Raw genomic sequence first — 26,569 nt, 5'->3', positions numbered from 1 at the left:
TATCCAGTTAGAAATTAAATATATGCCAGTTCAGACATGGCGATGTTTAATCCATACACGGCGCAGACGATAGCAGTATTTTAAGGTCAGAGCAGTACTGCTCATTACTAGAAATGTACCTGTTACGATGCTAATAATCAGTTGCCATCCTTCAGCAGCAAACAATGCCTTGTATTGAACCACTGCAACAAGAACAGGCATAAAATACAACATTAATTCACCCAGCAAAACCTGCGCACCACTGGCAATCCATGATAATTTCAATATGTTAAGCTGTAATAACAGCAATACCAGAAATAATCCGATTACACCGGCAGATAAAGGGATATGAGTAGCTTTTTCGATACCCAGCCCTATCAGCCAAAATAAAATGATTAATAAAATTTGTGCGCATATACGTAAGCAGTTTGCCATGCGAAGGTGTAACATATTCATTTTGGCTGTTCCTTATAGCCAATTATTGGAAACCACTGATTATAATTAGCTTTATTAGGCATAATATGAATTATAATTTTTTTATTATTCTTTTTTTGAATATTTATGATTGATATAAAAGCACTTCAATGCTGGGTCACTCTGGTTCAGAATCACAGCTTTTCAGTTACTGCGGAAAAACTGGCATTATCCCAACCGAGTATCAGCAAAATAATTCACGCACTGGAAAATGATTTAAATGTAGCCTTACTGCAGAAAGGAGAAAACGGACGCAAGCGTCAGGTACTACCAACAGAAATTGGTAAGCGTGTATATGAACATTCTCTACAGATACTTAATCAGGTGTCGTTGCTGAAACAGGAGGTAGAAGATTATCGTGAACTAAAATTGGGTACATTGCGTATCGGTATGTCGTTACTAGGGAGCCGTTTGCTAACACCGGCTTTTTTTAATTTTCATCAGCAATGTCCGGATATTGAGCTGGCTTTTATTGAAGCCGGTACTCGTGATATTGAAGCAGCCTTGCTGGATAACCGTCTGGATGTAGGTCAGTTACTGTTACCGGTAAGTGATGAATTTGATTATATTCCTTTATGCGATTACCCGATGATGGTACTGTTTCCGCGTAAACGGTTAGCAAAAATACCTGCATCTATGTCTTTGCGCAGTTTGCGTGATGAGTCTTTTATTTTGTTTAGTCGCGGTTTTGTTTTATTTGAACGTGTTATTAATGGTTGTCATGATCAGGGATTTGAGCCAAATGTAGTTTGCTGTACCAGCCAGTGGGAACTTTTGCGTGATATGGTAGCAAAAGAAATGGGCATTGCTTTACTGCCCAGTTATTATACGGATGAATTTGACGATAAAATATTTGCAGCTGTTCCGTTAACCGATCCGGCAATTAACTGGAGTTTGTCTATGGCGTGGCCTCGTCACAAAAAACTGACACCGGCTGTAAAAGCATGGCTTAAAGTTATCAGAGAGGAATTTTCCAAATAACTGTTTAACGTATAAGTAAGCAGAGTATTGAAAAATGCAGACAAAATAGTAACCAATGACAAACAGCAGCCTGAAAAATAGCTTGCTTTATTGTTTGCAGAATGATAATGATTTATATTTTTACAAAGAGTTATTTAAAAAAAGCTAGGGATAAATTCATATAATAACCGGAAAAACCCTTTTATCACTTTCCATTACAGAATACGGCAATCAAGAGTAAAAAGGTTTTAAATGATCAGTAAAGTGTTTGAATTACCCTATTACGCCGTTATTTTTACCTCTAAACGCAGCCCGGGAGATTTTGGCTATTTAGAGATGGCACAAAATTTATTAATTGAAGCCGAAAAAATAGAAGGATTTTTAGGAGCGGACAGTGTTAGAGACGCAGAAGGAATCGGTATTACAGTTTCATACTGGCGAACACTAGAGGCTATTGATAAATGGAAAAACCATACGCTGCACATAGAGGGGAAAAAGATGGATATCAAACAATGGTACGAAGAATATTCAATTCGTATCTGTAAAGTTGAATATGAAAAATTTTTTGAATCCTCTGTTTTAAAACCAGATGGATAATAGGGTAGCTGATAATCAGCTACCCTATTAGTCAAGAATCAAGATTAATGCAAAATCAGTCTCTGAACCGGGCACTCAGGTTGCGACTGCCCGGATCATTCTGTCTGTTCAATTCTCAGTGTACATATGGTCTTGCATAATTTTTTCATAAACTGCATCAGGGACATAACGGCGAATCATGGCCTGCCAGTTTTGCGGTCCGACCATGCCTTTTATCATGGTTGATGATACTTCGGCATATTCACGCGGCGGTATCAGGAAGATAGTGGAAATTTCCGGCTGTAAGTCATGATTGATATGGCGCATGGAACGCTCATACTCATAATCAGAAGCGGTACGGATACCGCGGATAATGAAATCTGCACCAATACTGCGTGCATAATTAACCAGATACTGATTTTGAAAACTGGAGATTTTAACATTGGGAAAATTTGCCGTGATAGCCTGAAGCATTTCTTTGCGCTCTTCAACTGAATATGTGGCGTTTTTTTCCGGATTAACACCAATAGCGACGATTAGTTCATCAAATAATGGTTGTGCTTCACGAATCATCCATAAGTGACCATTGGTAGGGGGATCAAAGCTGCCGGCATAGACTGCACGGCGGGTAGTTGAATTAGTCATTGTTGCTTATTCCAAACTGCTTTTTCATGTGCCGGAAAAATAACCAGTATGCAGATATTATCTGCTGAACATGATTGATTTAATTGTAAACAGTTATTATTTTTTTCAATGTTGTCAGTACAAAGCTGCGCAGCTTAATCAGTTGTGTGTGCATTGTCAAAACATAAATGTTTTTTTATGTGGGAAAGAAAATATTAAGCCGAATAAAGGTAAAGAATTCAAAAGAATAATATGAAATATTATAAAATAATCATTTTTGTTTTAATAGTATAAATAGTAAGTAGTTTGCCTGCTTAATTTTGCCATATATGAATATTCAGATTAGGTTTCGTCATTTTGTTTTAACGGTTCATATAAAAAGAGGAGTTTTTTAATTTCTATTTAGATAATTTTTTATGTTGATTTTATTAATTTTATTAAAAAATACTTAAAAAAGTGGAATCCTTTAATTTTTCTGCTGTATTTGTAGTGGCGGTTTTTCTTAATAACTACTATATTTTTATTAGCAGAATTTCGATATGGAGCAGCGACTCTGTAGTTAATGAACAGTTAAATATATTTTCAGACTCTTATTCATATTTGAGTATCAGTAAAATGTGTATTTTGTTGAAATCATTTAAAATTTTATCATTATATTTTTTAAGCAAGCAAAGATTTAATATATATGATTTTATAAAGAGCTTGGATTATTATTTAATATTCATAAATTAATAATGGATATCAGATATTAATAACTAACATGATATATTGATGAGAATGGTTTTCATCCTTTACAATCTTAATCTTTTGCCGCTATTTATTAAATTTATTAATTAGAGCAAAATTTGAGTGATATACGGATTATTAAGCAAATGAAAAAAAAATGGGTTAAAAGGTTTGTATGGTTGTTAGTTGTGGTGGTGCTGGCTGCTGTTGTATGGAGCCTGTTTTTTAAACCTAAAGACCAGATGAATTTTGTGACAGATGATGTTCGCCGCAGCGATATCATGCAGACAGTTAATGCCACAGGAGAAATTGCGGCGGCACAATTGGTTGATGTCGGTGCTCAGGCTTCCGGCCAGATCAAAAAACTGTATGTTAAACTGGGTCAGCAGGTTAAAAAAGGTGATTTGATTGCTGATATTGATTCCACTACCCAGTTAAATACCCTCAACACTAATAAAGCTAAGCTGGATACTTATCGTGCTCAGCTGGTATCTGCTCAAATTGCATTGAAAATGAAGCAGCGTGCATTTGACCGTGAACGCGCGCTGATGGGGCAGGATGCTACCTCTAAAGCAGATTTTGATAATGCTCAGGATAATCTGGCCGCAGCACGGGCTAACGTGGCTGAGCTGAAGTCACAAATCCGGCAAACACAGATTGCCATTAACACTTCAGAAGCGGATTTAGGCTATACCCGCATTACTGCTCCGATGGACGGTACAGTTGTATCCATTCCAGTAGAAGAGGGACAAACTGTGAACTCCAGCCAGAATACGCCAACGATTGTACAGCTGGCTGACTTAAGCAAAATGCTGAATAAAATGCAGATTGCCGAGGGCGACATGAGTAAGGTTAAGGCAGGAATGCATTTAACTTTTACTACACTGGCGGACAATAACAAAGTGCGTAAAGCTACTCTTGAAGCAGTAGATCCGGGGTTAACCAAGATGTCTCAGGGAAGTTATGACACCAGTACGGATACAACTGATACAGCTATTTATTACTATGCCCGGGCTCTGGTTCCGAATGATGATGGCACACTGCACATCGGGATGACTACTCAGAATAATATTTTTGTGAAATCTGTTAAAAATGTACTGACTGTATCGAATCAGGCAATCAGGCATAACCGTGGTAAAAAAGTGGTGAAGGTGCTGGGCGATAATCAGCAGGTTCAGGAAAAACAGATTGAAACTGGTATTACAGACGGTATGCGCACAGAAGTGAAATCAGGCCTGAAAGAGGGTGACCGGGTAGTTTTATCTGCGCTGAGCAAGGCAGACGCTAAAAATGGTGTCAGCAAAGAACCTAAAATGCGTGGTCCGAGAATGTAAGCCATGAGTTTATTGGAAATTAAGGCAATCAATCGCTGGTTCGGCACTGGTGAAAACCGGGTTCAGGTGCTCAAAGATATTAATCTGAGCATAGAAAAAGGCGATTTTGTAGCTATTATCGGTCAGTCCGGTTCGGGTAAGTCTACTCTGATGAACATCATTGGCTGTCTGGATGTGCCGTCCAGCGGTTCGTACAAAATTGACGGCGTAGAAACTGCTGCTATGACTGCAGATGAACAGGCCGCTTTGCGCCGTCGCAGCTTTGGTTTTATTTTTCAGCGCTATAACCTGCTCGGCACATTAACAGCACGTGAAAATGTAGCCCTGCCAGCTGTATATGCCGGTATGGAATACGATGAGCGAATGAAACGGGCGGATGAGTTGCTGGCTCAGCTCGGGCTTGCCGGTAAGGAAGAAAACCGTCCCAGTGAACTGTCTGGTGGTCAGCAGCAGAGGGTAAGTATTGCCCGTGCGCTGATGAACGGCGGTGAAATTATTCTGGCGGACGAGCCAACAGGTGCGCTGGATACCGGTAGCGGAAAAAACGTGATGGAAATCCTGCATAAACTGCATGATGCCGGTCATACCATTGTGATGGTTACACATGATCCGACAATTGCTGCTAATGCTAACCGGGTAATTGAAATTAGTGACGGACGGATTATCGCCGACCACAGTAAGAATACAGATATACCGCCCAGCAATATTGAGAGTATTGAAGAGCGTAATTCATGGCATTTTTACCGTGATCAGTTTTTTGAATCTTTTCTGATGTCTATTCAGGCGATTATGGCGCATAAGATGCGCTCGTTTCTTACGATGCTCGGCATTATTATCGGTATTGCTTCAGTGGTGTCGGTAGTGGCACTGGGAAGAGGGTCGCAGGAAAAAATTCTTGAAAACATCAATGCTATGGGCACAAACACGGTTTCCGTATATCCTGGTTACGGATATGGGGATCGCCGTTCTTCCCGTATTAAAACGCTGACTGTTGGTGATGCAGAGGTTCTGAAGCAACAGGATTATGTTGACAGTGTCACTCCGGGTGTTAATACCAGTGGTACGCTGACTTATGATAATCAGTCTCTTTCAGCTCAGCTATACGGTGTAGGTGACCAGTATTTTGATGTACGCGGTATCAAGCTTGCTTTTGGCCGGCTGTTTAATGAGGATGATGTAACTCAGAACAGTCAGGTAGTCGTAATTGATGACAATACCAAAAACAAATTGTTTGCAGATGGTACTAATCCGCTGGGAAAGGTTATTCTGTTTAATAAACGGCCGTTGCGTATTATCGGAGTAACAGAACCCAATAATAACGGCTTTTCGGACAGTGACAGTTTACAACTGTTTACTCCTTATACCACGCTGATGAACCGGATTTCCGGCTCTAAATACATTACTTCAGTCACAGTGAAGGTAAAAGATAATGTCAATTCACAAACGGCAGAAAAAGGCATTATTGAATTACTGAAAGTACGTCATGGTGCAGAGGACTTTTTTACCCGTAACAGTGACACTATTAAGCAGACAATTGAAAGTACTACCGGCACCATGACTCTGCTGATATCAAGTATTGCGCTGATATCTCTAGTCGTAGGCGGTATCGGGGTGATGAATATCATGCTGGTATCGGTAACCGAGCGGGTGAAGGAGATTGGTATACGCATGGCTATCGGTGCACGTCAGCACAATATTCTTGAACAGTTTCTGATTGAAGCGGTGCTGATTTGTCTGATTGGCGGGTTGGTTGGTGTGCTGTTTTCGTTTGCCATCAGTATGCTGTTTAATTTGCTGGCAACAGATTTTGCCATGTCATTCTCAACCATCTCTATTGTGATGGCTGTACTTTGTTCAAGTGTAATTGGTGTGCTGTTTGGTTTTATGCCGGCAAAACGTGCTTCGCAGCTTAATCCTATTGATGCGCTATCACGCGATTAATTGTGTTGATGCTGAAATTTAAATCTGGCGGAAATGGCTGTACTGCATTGATTAATGCAGTAAGCGTCAGAATAAAAAGTTACGATGATGAGAGATAATTTTGTGAAAAAACGCAGTACAGTATGGATGCTGAGTCTGAGTCTGCTGTTAACCGCCTGTGCTACGCATAGTTCCTATCCGCAGCAAAGCATGCATAAAGCCGGAATGCTAAGCAGTGCAGAAATTGCTGCGCAGTATCAGGTTAATGCTAACTGGTGGGAAATTTACCATGATGACACTCTGAATCAGCTGGTACATACTGCGCTGGCTAATAATGTTGATTTGCGTCAGGCAGCACTGACAGCTGAAAAAGCACGTTATAGTGCCCGCCTGACAGCAGTAGATCTGGTACCGAATGCCAGTGGTTCTCTTGGCGCCAGCAGCTCCAAAGATCTGAAACATGGCGGGGTGTCCAGCCGTAATTTTACCGGCCAGCTCGGATTAAGTTATGAGCTGGACGTATGGCAGAAAATTCGTGCCAATACCAATGCGGCACGTTGGAAATATCAGGCCAGTGAAGAGGATCTGGCTGCCAGCAGACTCTCACTGATTAATAGTGTCGTCGATAATTATTTTCATCTTGCCTACATTGATGGTGCAATCAGTTTAACCAAAGACAGTATTGAACAATACCGGCAGATTGCCAGAATCTCTCAGGCACAGTATCAGGTAGGTAAAGTCAGCAGCATTAATGCCACTAATGCCAAACAATCATTACTGAGCGCAGAGAATAATCTGACCTCATTGCAGCAGAACCGGCTGGAAGTATTGCAGAATCTGCATAATTTACTTAATCAGCGTCCGGGTGAGGTAACGGATATTCAACCAACATCTTTAAATCAGATTCATTTGAGTGAAGTGAATCTGAATGTGCCATTGTCTGTACTGGCTAATCGCCCTGATTTACGTGCGGCAGAATATCGTTTGCAATCTGCTTTTTCCAGTCAGCAGGCAACTAAACGTAGCTGGTATCCGAGTATTAGCCTAAATGGTGCGGTTAATTCGCGTTCTGAGGCTGCTTCTTCGGCTTTACATTTTCCTGTCGGTACGGCAAGTGTTAATGTAAATTTGCCTTTTCTCGACTGGCAGACTCTGTATTGGCAGAACAAGCAGGCTAAGGCAGATTTTGAAAGTGCAAAACTGACTTTTGAACAATCTCTGACTACTGCCCTTAATGAAGTTGAACGCTATTACCGGCAATACACGCTTAGCCGCAATACTCTGGCCAATAATGAACAAAAATACCAGTACGATTTAAAAAACAGTCGCTACTACCATGCCCGCTATCAATACGGTACTAATCCGCTTAGTGACTGGCTGGATGCATTGAATACACAGTATTCTTCGGCACAAAATGTGTTAAACAACCGTTATAGTGTCCTGCAAAATGAAAATCTGATTTATCAGGCTATGGCCGGACGCTATCAGCCGCAATAATATTCAAGCCGGCCTGTTTGAAAATATACAGGCCGGCTTTTTATAGGTTGGTTGATAATTGAATTATTTTTCTGTTTTTATTACACTAATGACTAACAAAAAAAATCGCCCCTCAAAAAGGGGGCGCAAAAAGGAACACAAACCACTACCAATAGAAAAGTGCTAAATAAATTGTTGAACAAAAACAATCTATTTTAAATCTGTGAGTATGTTCAGAAATGGCTGCAAAATATTTGTGAATATTTGTGTCGTTTCGTGAACATAGATGCATCATAAACAAAATGTTTTCTAATTGCAAATGATAGTTATTATTATTTGCAAAAATAAATGAGAATTTTATTTATAGTTTTGTTTTTAAAAGAAAAATAAATAGTGGTATATATACCCGTTAATAGAGACTATGACAAAAAATACCAAAAATTAATGTTTTATCCGGATAAAACCGTTTGATGACTATTAGTTTGTAATAGTCATCTGTTGGATTTGCCTGTTGAGTAATTTGTTTTACCGGCACGGACCGCTGTTATGCACCGGAGTTGATTTTTTAGTATTATCGGAGTTTTAAGTCAGCGGTGTTCAACCGCATAAAGCATTGAATCAATATGCGTCAAATTATTCTTGATACTGAAACCACCGGTCTGTATGCAAACAATGGTGATCGCCTGATTGAATTTGCCGGTGTAGAAATGGTAGACCGGCGCCTTACCGGAAATAATCTGCATCTGTATATTAATCCTGAGCGCGATATTCCAGACGAAGCTGTGGCAGTACACGGAATTACTCTGGAAAAGCTACAGGAAATGAATGCACCGGTGTTTGCCGGTGTGGCTCAGCAGATTGCCGACTACCTGCATGGTGCCGAACTGATTATTCATAATGCTGCGTTTGATGAAGGCTTTCTGGATATGGAGTTTGAGCGTCTGGGTATGCCCAAGATTGAAACAATTACCAGTGGGATAGTTGATACGCTCAAAATGGCTCGTGATAAATATCCGGGACAGAAAAATTCGCTGGATGCTTTATGTACGCGGCTGGAAGTAGACCGCAGTAAGCGTGTACTGCATGGTGCACTGATTGACTGTGAATTACTTGGTGAAGTTTATCTGGCCATGACCCGAAGCCAGTTCAGTCTGGTAGATGAACTGATGGCTACTGCTGCTGCCAGTGAAAATCAGATTGCAGACAGCAAATATCAGATAAAGCATACTGGGTTAACAGTAGTGGAACCCAGTGCAGAAGAACTGGCTGAACATGAAGCTTATTTACAGGCGCTGGATAAAATAGTTGGTGAACCCTGTATGTGGCGGAAATGGCAGGAAAATAACGGAGATAAATCTGTATGACCCGGCATGTAGTGCTGATTCCTGCCGCGGGTGTCGGAGCACGCTTTGGTGCCGGATGTCCGAAACAATATGTTACTTTAGCCGGTCAGACTGTATTACAGCACACAGTGTCGCGACTGGCACAAATCAGTGCAATTGATCTGTTTTTGATTGTTGTATCAGAACAGGATGAATATATCGATGCTGTCTATCCGGCAGATTTATTACCGCCGGATGTGCATATCCTGCGTTGTGGCGGAGCGACGCGGGCGCAAACTGTGCGCAATGGGATTGTGCAGGCGCAAAAATATTTTAATGTACAGGATAACGACTGGGTACTGGTACATGATGCCGCTCGCTGCTGTGTGAGTACGGATTCTGTAAAACGTTTATTAGTTGCTGTGCAGGATCATGTGGTAGGCGGGTTACTGGCGCTTCCCGTAGCAGATACGCTTAAACAGGCAGATGAGCAACAGCAGGTAAGCCGGACAGTGAACAGAACAGGTTTATGGCAAGCTCAGACTCCACAAATGTTTCGTACCGGTATTCTGGCCAGAGCACTGGCACAGGCAGATTTAGATGTGATTACAGATGAATCTTCTGCCGTAGAGGCGCTTGGTCTGGCTCCATTACTGGTAGCAGGGGACATACGCAATTTGAAACTCACCAGTGCGCAGGATGCGTTACTGGCTAGCTATTTTTTACAGCAGGACACCATTAAATGAGTTCTTTAAGAATTGGTCAGGGTTATGATGTGCATCAGCTCGTTAGCGGGCGGTCATTGTTACTTGGCGGCGTAAAAATTCCTTTTGATAAAGGTTTGCTTGGTCATTCTGATGCAGATGCACTATTGCATGCGATTACCGATGCACTGCTGGGTGCAGCTGCTTTAGGTGATATTGGCAAGCTTTATCCGGATACAGCTGCTGCAAATAAAGATGCCGATAGCCGTGTACTGTTACGCGGTGCCTGTGCTGCCGTTCGGGCTGCCGGCTGGCGTGTAGTCAATGTTGATAGTACGGTTATTGCTCAGGAGCCGAAATTGCGTCCTTATATAGATCAGATGCGCATGAATATTGCAGCTGATTTGAATATAGCTGTGGATGCAGTAAATGTTAAGGGTAAAACCAATGAAAAATTAGGCTATCTGGGGCGGAAGGAAGCTATTGAGGCTCAGGCAGTCGTATTGCTGACGGCAGTTTAATCCTGTTGCGGCATCAGTTATAATTTCGTGCAGGAATAATTATTGTTTGAAATGTACTTAAAGTTAAGCTGATCAAGGAGCAGTAGAATGGCCACACAGGATGAGTTGAAACGTCAGGCAGCGCAAAAAGCTGTTGAATATGTCAATGAAAACGAGTATCTGGGTATTGGTACCGGTTCTACCGTGTATTTTTTTATTGAGGCACTGGCACAAAGTAAAAAGCAGATTAAAGGTGCAGTATCCACATCTGCCCTGACCAGTGAAACTTTGAAAAAATTTGGTATTCCGGAAGTAACACTCAATGAAGTGAATGGTTTACCGCTGTACATTGATGGAGCTGATGAAATCAATCATTTATTGCAGATGATTAAAGGTGGCGGCGGTGCATTGTTAAATGAAAAAATTGTTGCCAGTGCTGCTGAGAAATTCATTTGTATTGCTGATGAAAGTAAATATACCAGTCGTCTTGGTCATGTATCGTTACCAGTGGAAGTGACACCCAATGCTCGTTCACTGGTAGCGCGCCGGCTACTGAAACTTGGTGGAGAGCCTGAACTGCGTCTGGGTTTTACTTCTGATCATGGTAATCAGATTCTGGATGTAGCTAATCTGAACTTTGATGAGCCGATTAAAATGGAAGATGCCATTAATAAGATACCCGGTGTAGTAGAAAATGGTTTGTTTACTCACCATCCAGCTGATTTACTGGTGCTGGGTTGCAGCAATGGTGTCAAGGTATTAACTGCCAGAGTCTGAATTTGCTGCAGCAGAAGTATTGAATAATACAATTAATTAATATCTGCGCAGCCAGTTACCTGAAAAAAGGGTAGCTGGCTGCTGTTGTTTTAAGGGTTTATTTTACTGTCTGTGATTTATTCTGTTCAGGCCGGGTATATTTAACAATGTGGTTTTCTGATAAATGCATAAAAGAAAAAAAATTCTGACTAACTGGCGTAAAATTCTGGTCTGGGTGGCTGTTATTCTGACAATCGCTAAAGTGTGGTTGCCGGAAAGTATAATTGCACCTTTAGCGGAATGGACACAGAAAGCGGACAGTATTGTGCGCTCTGTACAGGATTTGCTTAATGGTAAGCCGCCTGTAAGAGGAAAAAAATGGGCAGTAGCCAGTAAAGGACGCTATTCAGGTAATGTTGACAGTGTGCATGATGGAGATACTGTGCATATCAGAGACAAGGATGGGCATACGCATAAAGTTCGTCTGGCTAATATTGATGCGCCGGAAATCAAACAAGCTTATGGTATAGCCAGTCGCGATGCCTTAAAAGCACGTATTGAGGGTAAGTATGTTGATGTCAATGTGGTTGCTATAGATCAGTATCAGCGTGAAGTTGGTCAGATTATATTGAATAATGCAGATATTAACTTATGGATGGTTCAGCAGGGATATGCATGGCATTACGACTCAATTGCTAAAAAGCAGCAGGATCGATTAGGTTTTGGCCGTTATCAAAGTGCTCAGATACAGGCGCGCCAAAATCGTCTCGGTTTATGGCACAATGCCAGTGCAATAGCACCGTGGCAGTTTCGTCAGCAACAAAAAAACCGATAATGGTTTAATTTCATGAATGCACAAAAGCGCAAGAAAATATTCACTCGTTTGCAGGCCGTCTGTCAGAATCCGACTACAGAGCTGATATATCATTCACCATTTGAATTATTGATAGCTGTTATGCTCTCGGCACAGGCAACGGATGTTTCTGTCAATAAATGCACTATACATTTATTCCGAATGGCACCCACGGCACAAGCTATGCTGGAGTTAGGAATAGATAAAGTTATGGAGTGTATTCGGACCATCGGTTTATATAAAACCAAAGCCAAACATGTGATGGAAACTTGCCGGATTCTGGTGCAGCTGTATAACGGAGATGTACCGCAAACCAGAGAAGAGCTGGAGGCATTGCCGGGAGTAGGGAGAAAAACGGCTAATGTTGTGCTGAATACAGCTTTTGGTCATCCAACGATTGCAGTAGATACGCATATTTTCCGGGTATGTAATCGTACTGGTCTGGCACCGGGTAAAACGGTACGTGAAGTTGAGGATAAATTAATGCAGGTAGTGCCGAAACAGTTCAGACTTAATGCACATCACTGGCTTATTTTACACGGACGTTACATATGTAAAGCGCGTAAACCGCTGTGTGAGCAATGTCTGATAAATGATTTGTGTGAGTACCCGGCAAAGACGACTTTAACCGTCTGATTGTGTAACTTAACGCCTCTTTTCGTTACAATATTATTAATCTTTGCTTGTGTAAGAAAACAAAAAAGTTAGGGAAGTGGATGCGGATAAATCGCAAATATATGTTGACGGCAATTTTGTCAGTGTTGTTAGTAGCAGGTTGTGACAGGCTGGAACAATGGTTTGGCAAAAATAAGGACGGTCAGGGTTTTGTGAAGGAAATACCTGCCGGTACTGATGGGAACAGCAATCAGGTAGCTATGTTGTTGCCCGATTTTACCCGGCTGGTCGACCAGCAAGGTCCGGCAGTAGTCAATATTCAGGCTACACGCAATAACCGTAATATCGATAATGAAGCCGGTCCGGATGCTTTGCCTGACAATGATCCGTTTTACGAATACTTCAAACGCCTTTTGCCAAATGTACCGCAAACCCCGCAGGCAAATGATGATGAATATAATTTTGGTTCAGGTTTTATTATCAGTAAGGATGGTTATATTCTTACCAACACTCATGTAGTCAACGGTATGAATAATATTAAGGTTTTACTGAATGACAAACGTGAATTTCAGGCAAAACTGATTGGTGCTGATGCTCAGTCTGATGTTGCATTATTAAAAATCAATGCCGATGAATTACCGGTTGTAGAACTGGGTAATCCTGAAGAATTAAAAGTCGGAGAATGGGTAGCGGCCATTGGTGCGCCGTTTGGTTTTGATAATAGTGTGACTGCCGGCATCGTTTCAGCCAAAGGACGCAGTCTGCCGGAAGAAAACTATACGCCGTTTATCCAGACTGATGTGGCTATTAATCCCGGAAATTCAGGTGGACCATTATTTAATCTTAAGGGACAGGTAGTAGGAATTAACTCACAGATATACAGCCGCAGTGGTGGCTTTATGGGTATTTCTTTTGCCATTCCGATTGATGTGGCCATGAATGTAGCCGAACAATTGAAAACATCTGGTAAGGTACAGCGAGGCCGGCTTGGAGTAGTTATTCAGGAAGTCAACTATAATCTGGCCAAATCTTTTGGTCTGGATAAAGCTAATGGTGCGCTGATTACTCAAGTTGTTGCCGGCGGACCGGCAGCTAAAGCAGGCTTATTATCCGGTGATATCGTACAAAGTGTGAATGGCGATGAGCTAAAGAATTCAAGCGATTTGCCGGTGAAAGTTGGTTTACTGCCACCAGGTAAGCAAATCGTTCTGGGTATCTGGCGTAAAGGTCAAAAAGAAGAAATCAGGGTAACGCTGGATAATGTGTCTCCGGCTGTAGCTAATCCGGCCAGTTCTGCCAGTAGTACCATTATGCCAACTGACGGAACCAGTTTTGCCGAACACCGTCTCGGTCTGGTATTGAGGGCAACAGCTCAGGGGCTGATTATTGAAGACATCAGCGGGCTGGCTGCACAGGTAGATTTACGTCGTGGCGATATTATTATCGCCGTTGGTCAGAAACTGGTACATGATGAAAAAGATTTTGATAATGCAGTAGCAGCCAGTGGAAAAAATGTACCTCTGTTAATCAGGCGTGCAAACAATACCTTGTTTATTGCTATGATGTTGCCGTAATTTTTTTATAAAGATATTGTCTTTTGGATATGTTCTAGTTGGGTTATCAGTTAATCGCACAGGTCGTTTACACCATTATGCAGGTTTTTTTAATTGTTCCATTGTTAATGATGGATCACTTTCAGGTCAGACCGCGCGATTCATTCAGAAAAATTTTGGAATAATTTATGTTGTCAGTACATCCCAAAGCATTAGCACGTGGTCCGGTTATGGCTGATGTGGCAGAGTTCAGGTTAAGTGATATTGAACGTGAACGTTTATGTCATCCGGCCATTGGTGGCGTGATTCTGTTCCGGCGCAATTATCAATCCCGTGCTCAGTTAACCGAGCTGGTTGCTGAAATTAAAACATTAAGAACACCGGAACTTATTGTCGCTGTTGATCATGAAGGCGGGCGGGTACAGCGCTTTATTCCCGAATTTACCCGATTGCCGGCCATGCGTACTCTGGGACAGTGCTGGGAGCAGCATGGTGCAGCAATGGCCGACAAAATGGCCGAAACAGTAGGCTGGGTGCTGGCTACTGAATTACGTGCCTGTGGCATAGATTTATCATTTACGCCTGTTCTGGATTTGGACTGGGGTGAATGTGCTGTTATTGGTAATCGCAGTTTTCATCAGCAGCCGGCTGTAGTCAGCTCTCTGGCAATAGCTTTGCAACGTGGTCTGGCTCGTGGTGGTATGGCTTGCTGTGGCAAACATTTTCCCGGACATGGAGCCGTCAGTGGTGATAGCCATCTTACCTTACCGGAAGATAACCGCAGCTGGGAAGAATTGTGGGCTGATGATATTCAGCCATTTAAAGATTTAATTCATAATGGTATGCCGGCACTCATGCCCGCACATGTGGTATATCCTAAAGTTGATCCGACAGAACCGGCAGGATTCTCCACTATCTGGCTGGGGGGTGTTTTGCGCGATAAAATGCAGTTTGATGGGGTGATTTTCTCTGATGATTTAACTATGGAAGGAGCCAGCTGTGCCGGTGATATCCATGCACGTACAGCGCAGGCTTTTGGTGCCGGCTGTGATATTGCTCTGGTATGTAATAAACCAGACTGGGTAGATAATCTGCTGACCGATTTTGTCTGGCCGGATATCAGCCGGCTGGCACAGCGCTGGCAGATGATTGCCGGTAAGGGGAGTGCAACAGAATACGTTGCTACTATGCAGACACCTGAATTTCAGGCAGCTCAGCAACTGGTTGCCAGTCTGGCCTCTGCTCAGGATACTCTCAATGGTGTTCAGGTGGGCGAAGCCTGCTAATTATTTTCCGGACAACAAAAAAGCCATAGTCAAACTATGGCTTTTTTAAACTGCCTAACAGATATCAGGCATTTTTAAAGTCGATTACCATACGACCAGTAAACTTACCGGCAGTCATTTCATCGAAAATATCATTGATATCTTCCAGAGGGCGCATAGTTACTTTTGGTACTACTTTACCTTCTGCACCAAACTGGAATGCTTCACGCAAATCTTCACGTGTACCTACCAGTGAACCTACCACTTCAATACCATCCAGAACCAGACGCGGAATATTCAGATCCATAGTGTCAACTGGCAAGGCTACAGCAACAATACGTCCGCCGGCACGTACAGAGGCTACGGCTGAATTGAAAGCAGATTTAGCTACAGCTGTAACCACAGCAGCGTAAGCACCACCTACTTTTTCCTGAATGATTTCTTCTACTTTTTCTTTAGCAGGGTTCAGAGTCATATCTGCGCCCATTTCGCGTGCCAGCTCAAGTTGTTTTTCATTGACATCAATAGCAATTACTTTAGCATTAAACACGTTTTTGGCATACTGCAACGCCAGATTACCTAAGCCACCAAGGCCATAAATCGCAATCCACTGACCCGGCTGGATGTGTGATACTTTGATTGCCTTGTAGGTTGTCACACCGGCACAGGTAATACTGCTGGCTGCTTCAGAACTCAGTCCGTCTGGTACTTTAACTGCATAATCTGCTACAACGATACATTCTTCAGCCATACCACCGTCTACAGTATAGCCGGCATTTTTAACTTCACGGCAGAAGGTTTCGCGACCACTGTTGCAATATTCACAATGTCCGCAGCCTTCAAAGAACCAGGCAACACTGGCACGGTCACCCACTTTTAAAGAAGTAACATCTTCACCTACAGCAGTTACTACTCCAATACCTTCATGTCCCAGTGTTACACCGGTTACGTCACCAAAATCCGCATTTTTTACATGCAAGTCGGTATGGCAAACGCCACAGCATTCCATTTTCAGCAATGCTTCATTGGCTTTCAACGGGCGTACAGCTTTATCCTGGATGGCAACTTTTTTGTCTTTTGTTACTACGGCTGCTTTCATAATGAACCCTTTTCATCAGTAAAGAAGAAGTGTTTAGTCTGTTAGTTTCTGTTCTCAGATAAACAGACCGGTACAACCAGAAAATCATTTACCGGATAAAATCGATACCGGTATAAATATAATCCTGAATAAAAATGACAGAAAATTATTCAGAGGTGTAAATGCACCTCATATTACCGATTAAATGTCATTTAAAACAGGATTAAAATATTTATTTTCTACCAGTTATTCTGACAGATATATCAGTGCAGTACCAGCACTAGTATATAAAATAATTGTAACTCTAAATAAAGCATCTGCGTAAGACTTAATTGCAGCAAAATACCATATATTTATAAGAAATTTTAATAAATTTCAATGATTCTTTTTTGCTATTGTCCTGCTAATCAGATCTGCTCAGGTAAGAAAACATAAAATCTGCATAGAGGCATGCACACCTAAATTAAGACAATAAAACAGTATGCAAAATTAACTGTCACATGGGTAAACATCGCTGGAAATCAGGAATAGTATGACTATCGGCATATACATCTGATCTATACACCTATCTGGGTTCGCAGATTTCACTGATAGTGAAATCTGGTAATTATGTCATCTGTGTGCATCCTGATAAGATGCTTTTATAGTCAGTTTTTAAGTTTGAAAATATAGATGTCCGAAATTCTGTTATCGGCAGAACCAATAATTTTAAAAGCCAGTACTGGTTCTCAAGCCTGTTTCTGATCGAAAAAGCGACTAATCCTGAATAGGCCGGATAAAGCATGTTATGATGCGCTCGCCTAATGACCCTGAAACTGAAATTAGATAAACAACATCATGAATACCCAGACTAGCCGGCGCAAACGCGTTCTTAATGGCGTGCTGTTACTCGATAAAGACAGCGGAATGAGCAGTAACAGTGCTTTGCAGCGGGCGCGCTTTTTATATGGTGCGGCCAAAGCAGGGCATACCGGTGTACTGGATCCGCTGGCAACAGGTTTGTTACCCGTATGCTTTGGAGAAGCAACTAAATTTGCTCAGTATCTTCTGGATGCAGATAAAGCTTATATAGCGACTTTACAGCTGGGTGCGGCTACCAGCACAGGTGATGCTGAAGGTGAAATCGTTGCCACTTCCGATACTGTGATTACACTGGCGCAGGTACAGGCAGCCATTTCTGCTTTTAGTGGTGAAATTACTCAGACACCGCCTATGTATTCAGCTATTAAATATCAGGGCAAGCCATTATATGAATATGCCCGTGCAGGTATCACCATCGAACGGAAAAGCCGCCAGGTAACGATTTATCAGATAGATATTATTGACTTTACTTTCCCGCGGCTGGTTATCAGTGTGCGTTGCAGTAAGGGAACGTATATACGTACTCTGGCTGAAGATATGGCCAAACATATGGGAACTGTAGCGCATCTGACTGCATTACGCCGCACTGCTACTGCCGGCTTTACCATTGAACAGACTCATTCACTTGCTGCAATCAGTAATCTGGATGAAGCTGCACGGGATAACTGGCTTTTGCCTTGTGATGTACTCGTACAACATTTTCCGGCTGTCACTCTGAATGATAAAGATATTTTGCAGTTACAGCATGGTGTAGCCGTGCATTCTGAGCAAAATTATGGCACAATGTGCCCCTTGCGTATTTATGCTGTTGATGGCCGCTTTATCGGGCTGGTGCAATATCAGGCTCCCAGCAGGCGTTTGAAAGTGCTGCGTCTGATGAATACGGCTTATATCAGTTAAATATGTATCCGGAGTTGGTATTTGTTAATGACATATATTAGCTTGGCCAACTTGTCTGCCGTAAGGCTTTTTTTAAGAGTAAATTACATGTTATCTGTTGAACAAAAAGCACAAATTATTAAAGATTATCAACGTGCCGAAGGGGACACTGGTTCTTCTGAAGTACAAATCGCGTTATTGACTTTCCGTATTAATGATCTGACTGGTCACTTTAAAGCTAACCCGAAAGACCATCACAGCCGTCGTGGTCTGTTGAAAATGGTTAGCTCCCGTCGTCGTTTACTGGCGTACATCCGCCGCACTAAACCGGATACCTACCGCGAATTGATTGCACGTCTGGGTCTGCGTAAATAAGCATTCTCCATCTGAAAAAAAGCCGCCTTTTAAAAGAGGCGGCTTTTTTATACATCAAACTAAAACCATTCAGGCAATATTTGATTATCCTATTTCGTTATATAAATCCGGATTCAAACGCGCATTCTGTGTCTGACACCAGTCCAGATGATCCTTATTTAAATGAAAAGCTTTTGCCTGAAATTCTTTCAAAGCTTCTTGCTGTTCCATTTTACGAGTATATGAGCGTACAAAACGGCGTACTTCATTGGATGTTTCCAGAATCAGACCGGGTACAGACTGTGGTTTACCGGTGGCAGAATCAATGGCGACCATGGTGAAATAACTGGAATTACTATGACGAATTTCTCCGGTAAGCAGATTTTCCGCTTCTACACGAATACCAATCATCATGGACGATTTACCTACATAATTGACCCGTGCTTTAATTGAGACCAAATCACCCACATAAATTGGCGTACGGAAATTAACTGTATTAATAGCTGCTGTTACCGTTACAGAACGTGAGTGTTTACAGGCACATGCATACGCAGCCTGATCCATTAAAGCCAGAATACGTCCGCCAAAAATAGTGTTGTTTGCGTTGGTATCTTCCGGATGCATCACTACAGATAACAGTACATCACTGTCAGTTGGTTTTTTATACAAAAATTCAGACATTACTTTGTCCTCAATAATACAGGTACAGCCAGATCCGGTTGAACCAATATGGTAATTTACATTAGTAAAATCAATTCTAACATATAAGCAAATAATTTTAATATTAATGATTTTTGGTAAAGAAAAAATATACGGTCAGTATAAATATTTTTATGGCAGATTGAAAAAGACCAAAAATGCATATCCTGAGCTTAACCAGCGTCAGGACAGTTATTGAGTTTGCGATAAGGTAAAAAATATATGTTAGAATTTGACCATAATACAAAATGTATTTATAGCCTGTTACAGGCTTGATTAAAACCTCATCAATAATCATTTTGCAAATCACGCCCGGCCAGAAACCCTACCTATGTATATGTCAGTTACGTGTACATTGTTAGGTTTTTTAGCAGGTGCGGTATCTGCAAAAAATTAGAATGGAAACACAATATGTTTGATAAACACATTAAAACCTTTCAATACGGCAATCAGACAGTTACTTTGGAAACTGGTGAAATTGCCCGTCAGGCAGCCGGTGCAGTAAAAATTTCTATGGGCGATACTGTGGTACTGGTAGCCGTTACAGCTGCTAAAGAAGTTAAACCTGGTCAGGATTTCTTTCCGCTGACCGTAGATTATCTGGAACGCACCTATGCAGCCGGTAAAATTCCGGGCGGATTTTTTAAGCGGGAAGGTAAACAAAGTGAAAAAGAAATCCTTACCAGCCGCCTGATTGACCGTCCGATTCGTCCTTTATTTCCGGAAGGTTTCTACAACGATATCCAGATAGTTGCCATGGTAGTTTCAGTTGATCCGGAAATTGATTCAGATATTCCGGCCATGCTAGGTGCTTCAGCTGCACTACTGCTAACAGGTGTACCTTTTGCCGGTCCGATTGGTGCAGCCCGTGTCGGCTATGTCAATGGTGAATATGTTCTTAATCCGACTAAAACTCAGCTGGCTCAGTCACAACTGGATTTAGTTGTTGCCGGTACTGAAAAAGCCGTATTAATGGTGGAATCTGAAGCAGATGTACTGTCTGAAGAAACCATGCTGGGTGCAGTAGTATTCGGTCATGAACAAATGCAGGCAGCCATCCGTGCCATCAATGAATTTGCTGATGAAGTTAATCCGGAAATGTGGGACTGGCAGGCTCCTGTTGCTGATGAAAGCCTGATTGCCAAAGTGCGCGAGCTGGCTGGTGCAACTATTGATGAAGCATTTAAAATCAAGCAAAAACAAGCCCGTACAGCAAAACTAGATGAAGCATGGGCTGCTGTTGAAGCAGCTTTGATTACCGAAGAAACTGATACATTACTGGCTAACCAGATTCGCGGTATTTTTAAAGATCTGGAAAAAGAAGTAGTTCGTGGCCAGATTCTGGAAGGCCAGCCGCGTATTGACGGCCGTGATACCCGTACTGTTCGACCTATTAATATCCGGACCGGCGTATTACCGCGTACACATGGTTCTGCCTTGTTTACCCGTGGTGAAACTCAGTCACTGGCTACAGCAACACTAGGCACCCAGCGTGATGAACAGATTATTGATGCTCTGAGTGGTGAATATACCGACCGCTTTATGCTGCATTACAACTTCCCGCCATACTCAACCGGTGAAGTAGGTCGTATGGGTGCACCAAAACGCCGTGAAATCGGGCACGGACGTCTGGCAAAACGTGCACTGCTGGCTGTATTGCCTGATGTTGAAGATTTCAGCTACACCATGCGTGTGGTGTCTGAAATTACTGAATCCAATGGTTCTTCTTCCATGGCCAGCGTATGTGCCGGATGTCTGAGTTTGCTGAATGCCGGCGTTCCTTTGAAAAGCCATGTTGCCGGTATAGCCATGGGTTTAATCCTGGATGGCAATAAATTTGCTGTACTGACTGATATTCTGGGCGATGAAGACCACCTTGGTGATATGGACTTTAAAGTTGCCGGCACCACTACAGGTGTGACTGCTCTGCAAATGGATATCAAAATTCAGGGAATTACCAAGGAAATCATGCAGATTGCACTGGCTCAGGCGAAAGAAGCTCGTTTGAATATTCTCGGACAAATGCAGGAAGCAGTAAAAGGTCCGCAAGAATTATCTGCACATGCACCACGTTTATTTACCATGAAAATTCATCAGGACAAGATTCGTGATGTTATTGGTAAAGGTGGTGAAACTATCCGTGCATTAACCGCAGAAACCGGTACTGAAATTAATATTGCCGAAGATGGTACGATTACCATTGCTGCCAGCACCAGTGAAGCAGGAGAAGCGGCCAAACGCCGTATTGAGGAAATTACTGCTGAAGTAGAAGTGGGTAAAGTATACGAAGGCACAGTAATCAAGATTCTGGATAACAATGTTGGTGCTATCGTATCAGTTATGCCGGGTAAAGACGGCTTGGTACACATCAGCCAGATTTCACATGATCGTGTGAAAAATGTAAGCGATTACCTGCAAATTGGTCAGCAGGTTAAAGTAAAAGCACTGGAAATTGATGATCGCGGCCGTGTACGCCTGTCAATCAAAGCTTTGCTTGAAAAGGCACCGCAAGAACAAAAACCGGCTGAAAATTAATCATTAATATTGAGTATTCAAGACTGCCTTACATATAAGGCAGTCTTTTTTTGTAGCAAAATAGAAGTATTACATCATTTATAAGGGGTATAACCCATTATAAGAATAATAAGAAACTGCATCATTTAAAGCAGTTTTTTGAAATCAGTTTTTATAATTTGAAAATGTCTTAGATAAAAAATCAACAATGAGATGAGTAATTTCACGATGAATCTCACTTCTATTCCGGCTGCCGCCATCCTTACAAATAATTCCTTCTCCTTCTTTTTCCTGATTCAATATATCAATTGCATCAGATTTACAAATTTGGATAAAACTAAAATGCATTGCATCTGGAATAATAATATAAGTTGAGGAGGATTTTGGTAGAAATTCTTGTACATAACCCGATTCAAGTTGTGTATTTGTATCACCTATATCAACTCCTGCACCAATAATAAGAGATGGTATTTTGATTTTTTGTAAGCTTTCAATGGTAAACCCTCTTGTCAAACCAGCATCCAATGATACGAATGCTTTTATCCTGGGGTCTGACATATTCTTATTAAGCTCTGAATTTGCCAAACCAAGTTCAGATATCAAATGACAAGCTTTTAAATATGAATATTTATTACAATCTTTCTTAAAGGACTCTGTATCAAATCTGGCTCCGGAAAGTGCAATTACTGACCAACCACCAAGCGAATGGCCTATAGCGGAAATCTGATTTAAATTAATGATATTTGAGAATGTTTGATTTTCAGCCAGCGCATCAATAGTTTTACTTAAATCTTGCGGCCGTAACCATAGTTTGGCTGACTGCTCAGTATTCTGATCAAATCCAGTTGTCCCCGGATGATTAGGAGCTGCAACAATATATCCTTTTGCAGCTAATGCATGTGTAAGCCAGCTTAAACTTCGCCAGCTCCCACCGTAACCATGTGAAAGTAAAATTAATGGCGATTTAGTATTCTTTATTTCCGGTACTGCATCAGCAATAACTTCAGAACCTTCGAAAATAGCATTATCAGCTATAGTTATTGAATTTTGCTTATTATTAGTGACATACCAAACAGCAATATCTAATGGTCTTCCATCATGTATATCATAGTGAATTCGCTTAAAACCAATATGTTCTGAAGCGTTGGAGATAAGTGGAAAAAGTAAAATAAATGAATTGATAAAGCAAAAAAGTAATTTAATCATTGCATCCCTTTTTAATAAGGGAGTGTTGTTATAATAATTTCAAATAATATAATAAGGAATAAATCAAAGCCATTATCAAAGCAGTAATCAATGTTCAATATTCCGTTATATAAATCAAATTCAAATCCGGAAATGAATATAAAATTCAGCGTTTACTTGTTTTTTATGATAAAGATAATCAGCTTTTCAGAAAACCATTCCGATTAACATCATAACGGTGGAAACTTATCAGCATTTCAAAATAATCAGCGAGTTCAACAAGACAATACTGAATTTGATATGTCCTAGCAACTATGTCTATTATAGATATGAGGGCTATACTGCTGTTTGCAAACAGATATTGTCAGAGCAGTTTATGCAACGGAATCAAGGAAAATTGATTCAGTTATAATTTGCTGATTAAAAAATAGGCAGTTAAATTTAATTTATATATAACAAGGCTATAAATTACTTATCCACAGTTTATGTGCAACACCATCCCAATAATCACAGGAATAATGTGTATTTATTCATCTTATCGCATACACTGACAGATACGTGGATAAAAACTGGGAAAAACAATATCAGGTATTATGATTGTGGATAAACTAAAATATATTTATTATATTGACAGGATTAAAGAAATTTTGAATTTTTTAAAAATTACGGATATCTTATATGAGTAATGGTTTAAAGTTAGAAAATATCGAAGCATATTTTGAAGAGCATAAATTACCAAAATTCGACAGTTCATCAATATTGTATGGATCAATAGATGCAAAATTATGGCTAAAGATTGTAATAACTCAATTTTCTGGATTATTTATTAAACATCTGCTTATTTATTTTAATGCAGAAAAAATAATTCTGATTGGTTTAACCTTGAATACAAATATAACAGATGCAATTACTGTTATTCCTATGACAGAGGTTTCTGAACTAAGCTTCAAATCAGGCTTTATCAGAGGCAAGCTGACATTTAAATTTAAACAAAAGGAATATCTTATAAAAGTCCCGAACTTTATTCTTGTCGCGAAATGGCAAAAAAGAAATTTGAAAAATATCCTTCAGCGTTACATTATTAAATATTCATAAAAACACCAAATAATTATTTCTCAGTATTAGCAGATAATAATATATTTGATAATCAAATATTTATAATGATTCAATACAAACCCTTTTAAATTAATCATAATAGTCTGTTTTCTGTATTTCAGTGCCGGTTTGTATTTTGAATTTAATTTTAGCAGTGATAGTGTACAGAAAATACAAAACATCCATGTAGTAAATATGAGGAAAGTCTATAATGCTGGTTTTCATCGCATAGAGACAGAGAAATGCAGCATATCCACATCATTGGTATCGGCGGAACATTTATGGGAGGAATTGCCGCTATAGCCAAACAGGCAGGCTATCAAGTAACTGGTTGTGATGCCAAAATGTATCCGCCCATGAGTACACAGCTGGCTGATTTGGGCATTGATGTGGTGGAAGGATTTGAAGCAGCACAGCTGGACAGTTATCCTGCTGATGTCTATGTAATTGGTAATGTTGCCCGTCGCGGCATGCCTGTCATTGAGGCTATCCTTAATCGTAACTTACCTTATACTTCCGGCCCGCAATGGCTGGCAGAAAATATCCTTCAACAGCACTGGGTACTGGCAGTAGCCGGCACTCATGGTAAGACAACGACAGCCAGTATGCTGGCATGGGTGCTTGAAGATGCTGGTCTGGCTCCCGGATTTCTGATTGGCGGGGTGCCGCAAAATTTTGCTGTATCAGCGCGCCTGCCTCAGGTACCACCTGCTGAGCAATCCGCATCTGAACCAAAGTGCAGCCCGTTTTTTGTCATCGAGGCAGATGAGTATGACACAGCTTTTTTTGATAAACGCAGTAAGTTTGTCCACTATCGTCCGCGTACGGCAATTCTGAACAATCTGGAATATGATCATGCGGATATTTTCCCCAATCTCGCAGCAATTCAGACTCAGTTTCATCATTTGATTCGTACAATTCCCGGTGAAGGGCTGATTGTCGTTAATGAACAATCGGCTGCACTGGATGAAGTTTTACAGCAAGGCTGCTGGTCAGAAGTAGAAGGCTTTGGTCTGAATAAGGATTGGCAGATTGGTGAAATTTCTGCAACCGGTGGCTTCGATGTACTCTATCAGCAACAAAAGGTGGGACATATAGAGTGGAAACTACTGGGGCAGCATAACCGTATGAATGCACTGGCAGTAATTGCTGCGGCACGTCATGCAGGTGTGTCGATCCGGCAATCTTGTGCAGCATTGTCTCGTTTTAAGAATGTTAAACGGCGCATGGAAGTCAAAGGTGTTGTTAACGATATTACGGTTTATGATGATTTTGCTCATCATCCGACAGCCATTGCCACAACTATTGCCGGCTTGCGTCAGAAAGTCGCTAATGCACGTATTCTGGCTGTGCTTGAACCACGCTCTAATACTATGAAGCTGGGTACTATGAAAGCTGCTTTACCTGCCAGTCTGGCAGAAGCGGATAAAGTATTCTGTTATGCCGGTGGGGTTGACTGGGATGTTGCGGCTGCACTAAGTCCGTTACATGATAAAGTAGCAGTTTTTCAGGATATGCAGTCACTGGTTGAAGCTATCACTGCACAGGCAGAGCAGGGGGATCATATTCTGATCATGAGTAATGGCGGCTTTGGTGGTATTCATCAGCAATTACTGACTCAGTTACAACACAAAGCAAATAATTAATTATTTTTGTACTGAATTCAAGGTAAAACAATAACCTCTGTTCAGATTTTCTAAAGGCCGTAGCTATCTGTTATTTCAGGTACTCAGGCTTTTATTTTATGTGCGTTTTAAAACGGTGCGGTATCAGGGTAAATATAAAAAATAATGAAATTACATGGTTGATAGTACAACAGAAGCGGAGCGATACAATATTTCAGGAAGCCTCATAAACCGTAGCTTTTGCCATTTCAGTATGATTCATTTTCCCGTATGCATTCTGCCAGCTTTGTGCAGCTTCACGCTGGTCACAGTTTTTGGCTACTTTAATCTGGGTTGGATTCATTTCAGTATAAGTTAAATTCGCCAGATGCTGGCAGTCCAGCGTTTGCGAAATCAATGCCGCAGGAGCTGTAGCACGAGCTGGTACTGAATGAAAATTGCCCAGCAACAATAATAAAGCCATTAACCCATATATTTTTAATAATTTCATAATCCATTCCTTATTTAGAAAAATCTAATAAATTGTTTAATTTTTATTATATTAATTAGAAAAAAATAAATATTCAAGGAATTTGTTTCTTAAATATTTAGTTACTTTTCATTTTTCTAAAAATGAAGTATAATAAAAACAAATTTATTGAC

Annotated in this window: 24 protein-coding genes; 18 read left to right on the top strand and 6 right to left on the bottom strand. The window is 41.0% G+C overall.

Going from position 1 to position 26,569, the window contains the following annotated elements; all coding sequences use genetic code 11:
- Nucleotides 1–30 precede the first annotated feature (30 nt).
- Nucleotides 31–435, bottom strand: coding sequence for a CidA/LrgA family protein (locus H3U82_RS05945; protein ID WP_078474338.1), 405 nt, complete (start codon nucleotides 433–435; stop codon nucleotides 31–33).
- Nucleotides 436–540: 105 nt separating this feature from the next.
- Here H3U82_RS05945 and H3U82_RS05940 point away from each other — a divergent pair, with 105 nt between their 5' ends.
- Together H3U82_RS05940 and H3U82_RS05935 are read left to right on the top strand one after the other, a co-directional pair.
- Nucleotides 541–1,434, top strand: a complete 894-nt coding sequence (locus H3U82_RS05940) for a LysR substrate-binding domain-containing protein (RefSeq protein WP_171991472.1) — start codon at nucleotides 541–543, stop codon at nucleotides 1,432–1,434.
- Between the two features lie 231 nt (nucleotides 1,435–1,665).
- Nucleotides 1,666–2,010, top strand: coding sequence for an antibiotic biosynthesis monooxygenase (locus H3U82_RS05935; protein ID WP_100125244.1), 345 nt, complete (start codon nucleotides 1,666–1,668; stop codon nucleotides 2,008–2,010).
- A 108-nt stretch (nucleotides 2,011–2,118) separates the two neighbouring features.
- On the opposite strand, the gene coaD is transcribed toward H3U82_RS05935, so the two are convergent.
- Entirely contained in the window at nucleotides 2,119–2,634 is a 516-nt protein-coding gene (coaD, locus tag H3U82_RS05930; RefSeq protein ID WP_025330283.1) for a pantetheine-phosphate adenylyltransferase, read from the bottom strand.
- 851 nt (nucleotides 2,635–3,485) lie between these two features.
- Here coaD and H3U82_RS05925 point away from each other — a divergent pair.
- The 11 genes from H3U82_RS05925 (at nucleotide 3,486) to nagZ (ending at nucleotide 15,658) form a co-directional block, all read left to right on the top strand.
- A complete protein-coding gene (locus H3U82_RS05925; protein ID WP_078474340.1) occupies nucleotides 3,486–4,673 on the top strand; it encodes an efflux RND transporter periplasmic adaptor subunit in 1,188 nt (395 codons plus the stop codon).
- Between the two features lie 3 nt (nucleotides 4,674–4,676).
- A complete protein-coding gene (locus H3U82_RS05920; protein ID WP_078474341.1) occupies nucleotides 4,677–6,614 on the top strand; it encodes a MacB family efflux pump subunit in 1,938 nt (645 codons plus the stop codon).
- Between the two features lie 84 nt (nucleotides 6,615–6,698).
- A complete protein-coding gene (locus tag H3U82_RS05915; RefSeq protein ID WP_232336112.1) occupies nucleotides 6,699–8,090 on the top strand; it encodes a TolC family protein in 1,392 nt (463 codons plus the stop codon).
- A 602-nt stretch (nucleotides 8,091–8,692) separates the two neighbouring features.
- Nucleotides 8,693–9,433 carry a DNA polymerase III subunit epsilon gene (gene dnaQ / locus H3U82_RS05910; RefSeq protein WP_174833055.1) on the top strand — a complete coding sequence of 247 codons (741 nt, stop codon included), beginning with the start codon at nucleotides 8,693–8,695 and terminating at the stop codon, nucleotides 9,431–9,433.
- Complete coding sequence (gene ispD, locus H3U82_RS05905; protein WP_198209637.1) at nucleotides 9,430–10,137, top strand: 2-C-methyl-D-erythritol 4-phosphate cytidylyltransferase; 708 nt, start codon at nucleotides 9,430–9,432, stop codon at nucleotides 10,135–10,137. The genes dnaQ and ispD overlap by 4 nt, the downstream gene beginning before the upstream one ends.
- A complete protein-coding gene (gene ispF / locus H3U82_RS05900) occupies nucleotides 10,134–10,616 on the top strand; it encodes a 2-C-methyl-D-erythritol 2,4-cyclodiphosphate synthase (protein WP_198209635.1) in 483 nt (160 codons plus the stop codon). The genes ispD and ispF overlap by 4 nt, the downstream gene beginning before the upstream one ends.
- An 87-nt stretch (nucleotides 10,617–10,703) precedes the next feature.
- A complete protein-coding gene (gene rpiA, locus H3U82_RS05895; RefSeq protein ID WP_198190187.1) occupies nucleotides 10,704–11,372 on the top strand; it encodes a ribose-5-phosphate isomerase RpiA in 669 nt (222 codons plus the stop codon).
- Between the two features lie 163 nt (nucleotides 11,373–11,535).
- Nucleotides 11,536–12,186 (top strand): thermonuclease family protein, encoded by a 651-nt coding sequence (locus H3U82_RS05890; RefSeq protein ID WP_198190186.1) that lies wholly within the window; start codon nucleotides 11,536–11,538, stop codon nucleotides 12,184–12,186.
- Nucleotides 12,187–12,198: 12 nt separating this feature from the next.
- Nucleotides 12,199–12,840 carry an endonuclease III gene (gene nth, locus H3U82_RS05885; protein WP_198190185.1) on the top strand — a complete coding sequence of 214 codons (642 nt, stop codon included), beginning with the start codon at nucleotides 12,199–12,201 and terminating at the stop codon, nucleotides 12,838–12,840.
- A gap of 80 nt (nucleotides 12,841–12,920) precedes the next feature.
- Complete coding sequence (locus tag H3U82_RS05880) at nucleotides 12,921–14,393, top strand: DegQ family serine endoprotease (RefSeq protein WP_198190184.1); 1,473 nt, start codon at nucleotides 12,921–12,923, stop codon at nucleotides 14,391–14,393.
- Between the two features lie 167 nt (nucleotides 14,394–14,560).
- Nucleotides 14,561–15,658, top strand: coding sequence for a beta-N-acetylhexosaminidase (nagZ, locus tag H3U82_RS05875; protein WP_084553997.1), 1,098 nt, complete (start codon nucleotides 14,561–14,563; stop codon nucleotides 15,656–15,658).
- Nucleotides 15,659–15,722: 64 nt separating this feature from the next.
- Here nagZ and adhP read toward each other — a convergent pair whose 3' ends face one another.
- Entirely contained in the window at nucleotides 15,723–16,736 is a 1,014-nt protein-coding gene (gene adhP / locus H3U82_RS05870; RefSeq protein ID WP_025330295.1) for an alcohol dehydrogenase AdhP, read from the bottom strand.
- Nucleotides 16,737–17,552: 816 nt separating this feature from the next.
- Here adhP and truB point away from each other — a divergent pair.
- Both truB and rpsO read left to right on the top strand, forming a co-directional pair.
- The gene (truB, locus tag H3U82_RS05865; RefSeq protein ID WP_084585680.1) at nucleotides 17,553–18,476 is read left to right on the top strand and encodes a tRNA pseudouridine(55) synthase TruB; all 924 of its coding nucleotides are present in this window, start codon (nucleotides 17,553–17,555) and stop codon (nucleotides 18,474–18,476) included.
- 87 nt (nucleotides 18,477–18,563) lie between these two features.
- Nucleotides 18,564–18,830: a 30S ribosomal protein S15 gene (rpsO, locus tag H3U82_RS05860; RefSeq protein WP_025330297.1), complete on the top strand. Its 267-nt coding sequence runs from the start codon at nucleotides 18,564–18,566 to the stop codon at nucleotides 18,828–18,830.
- 84 nt (nucleotides 18,831–18,914) lie between these two features.
- Here rpsO and H3U82_RS05855 read toward each other — a convergent pair whose 3' ends face one another.
- Nucleotides 18,915–19,490, bottom strand: coding sequence for an acyl-CoA thioesterase (locus tag H3U82_RS05855; RefSeq protein ID WP_084585679.1), 576 nt, complete (start codon nucleotides 19,488–19,490; stop codon nucleotides 18,915–18,917).
- A 429-nt stretch (nucleotides 19,491–19,919) separates the two neighbouring features.
- On the opposite strand from H3U82_RS05855, the gene pnp reads away from it, so the two are divergent.
- On the top strand, nucleotides 19,920–22,043 hold the full coding sequence (gene pnp, locus H3U82_RS05850; RefSeq protein WP_198209633.1) for a polyribonucleotide nucleotidyltransferase: 2,124 nt from the start codon (nucleotides 19,920–19,922) through the stop codon (nucleotides 22,041–22,043).
- 144 nt (nucleotides 22,044–22,187) lie between these two features.
- Here the strand turns inward: pnp and H3U82_RS05845 are convergent, their stop codons facing one another.
- Nucleotides 22,188–23,228: an alpha/beta fold hydrolase gene (locus tag H3U82_RS05845; RefSeq protein ID WP_198209631.1), complete on the bottom strand. Its 1,041-nt coding sequence runs from the start codon at nucleotides 23,226–23,228 to the stop codon at nucleotides 22,188–22,190.
- Nucleotides 23,229–23,885: 657 nt separating this feature from the next.
- Between H3U82_RS05845 and H3U82_RS05840 the strand changes: the two genes are divergently transcribed.
- Nucleotides 23,886–24,302: a hypothetical protein gene (locus H3U82_RS05840; RefSeq protein ID WP_025330301.1), complete on the top strand. Its 417-nt coding sequence runs from the start codon at nucleotides 23,886–23,888 to the stop codon at nucleotides 24,300–24,302.
- 242 nt (nucleotides 24,303–24,544) lie between these two features.
- Nucleotides 24,545–25,948, top strand: coding sequence for a UDP-N-acetylmuramate:L-alanyl-gamma-D-glutamyl-meso-diaminopimelate ligase (mpl, locus tag H3U82_RS05835; RefSeq protein ID WP_198209629.1), 1,404 nt, complete (start codon nucleotides 24,545–24,547; stop codon nucleotides 25,946–25,948).
- 193 nt (nucleotides 25,949–26,141) lie between these two features.
- On the opposite strand, the gene H3U82_RS05830 is transcribed toward mpl, so the two are convergent.
- A complete protein-coding gene (locus H3U82_RS05830) occupies nucleotides 26,142–26,417 on the bottom strand; it encodes a hypothetical protein (RefSeq protein ID WP_025330303.1) in 276 nt (91 codons plus the stop codon).
- Nucleotides 26,418–26,569 lie beyond the last annotated feature (152 nt).

Source organism: Snodgrassella sp. W8132, assembly GCF_016100865.1.
In the GTDB taxonomy this organism is placed as follows: Bacteria; Pseudomonadota; Gammaproteobacteria; order Burkholderiales; family Neisseriaceae; genus Snodgrassella; species Snodgrassella alvi.
This window is presented reverse-complemented; position numbering and strand designations above follow the sequence as displayed.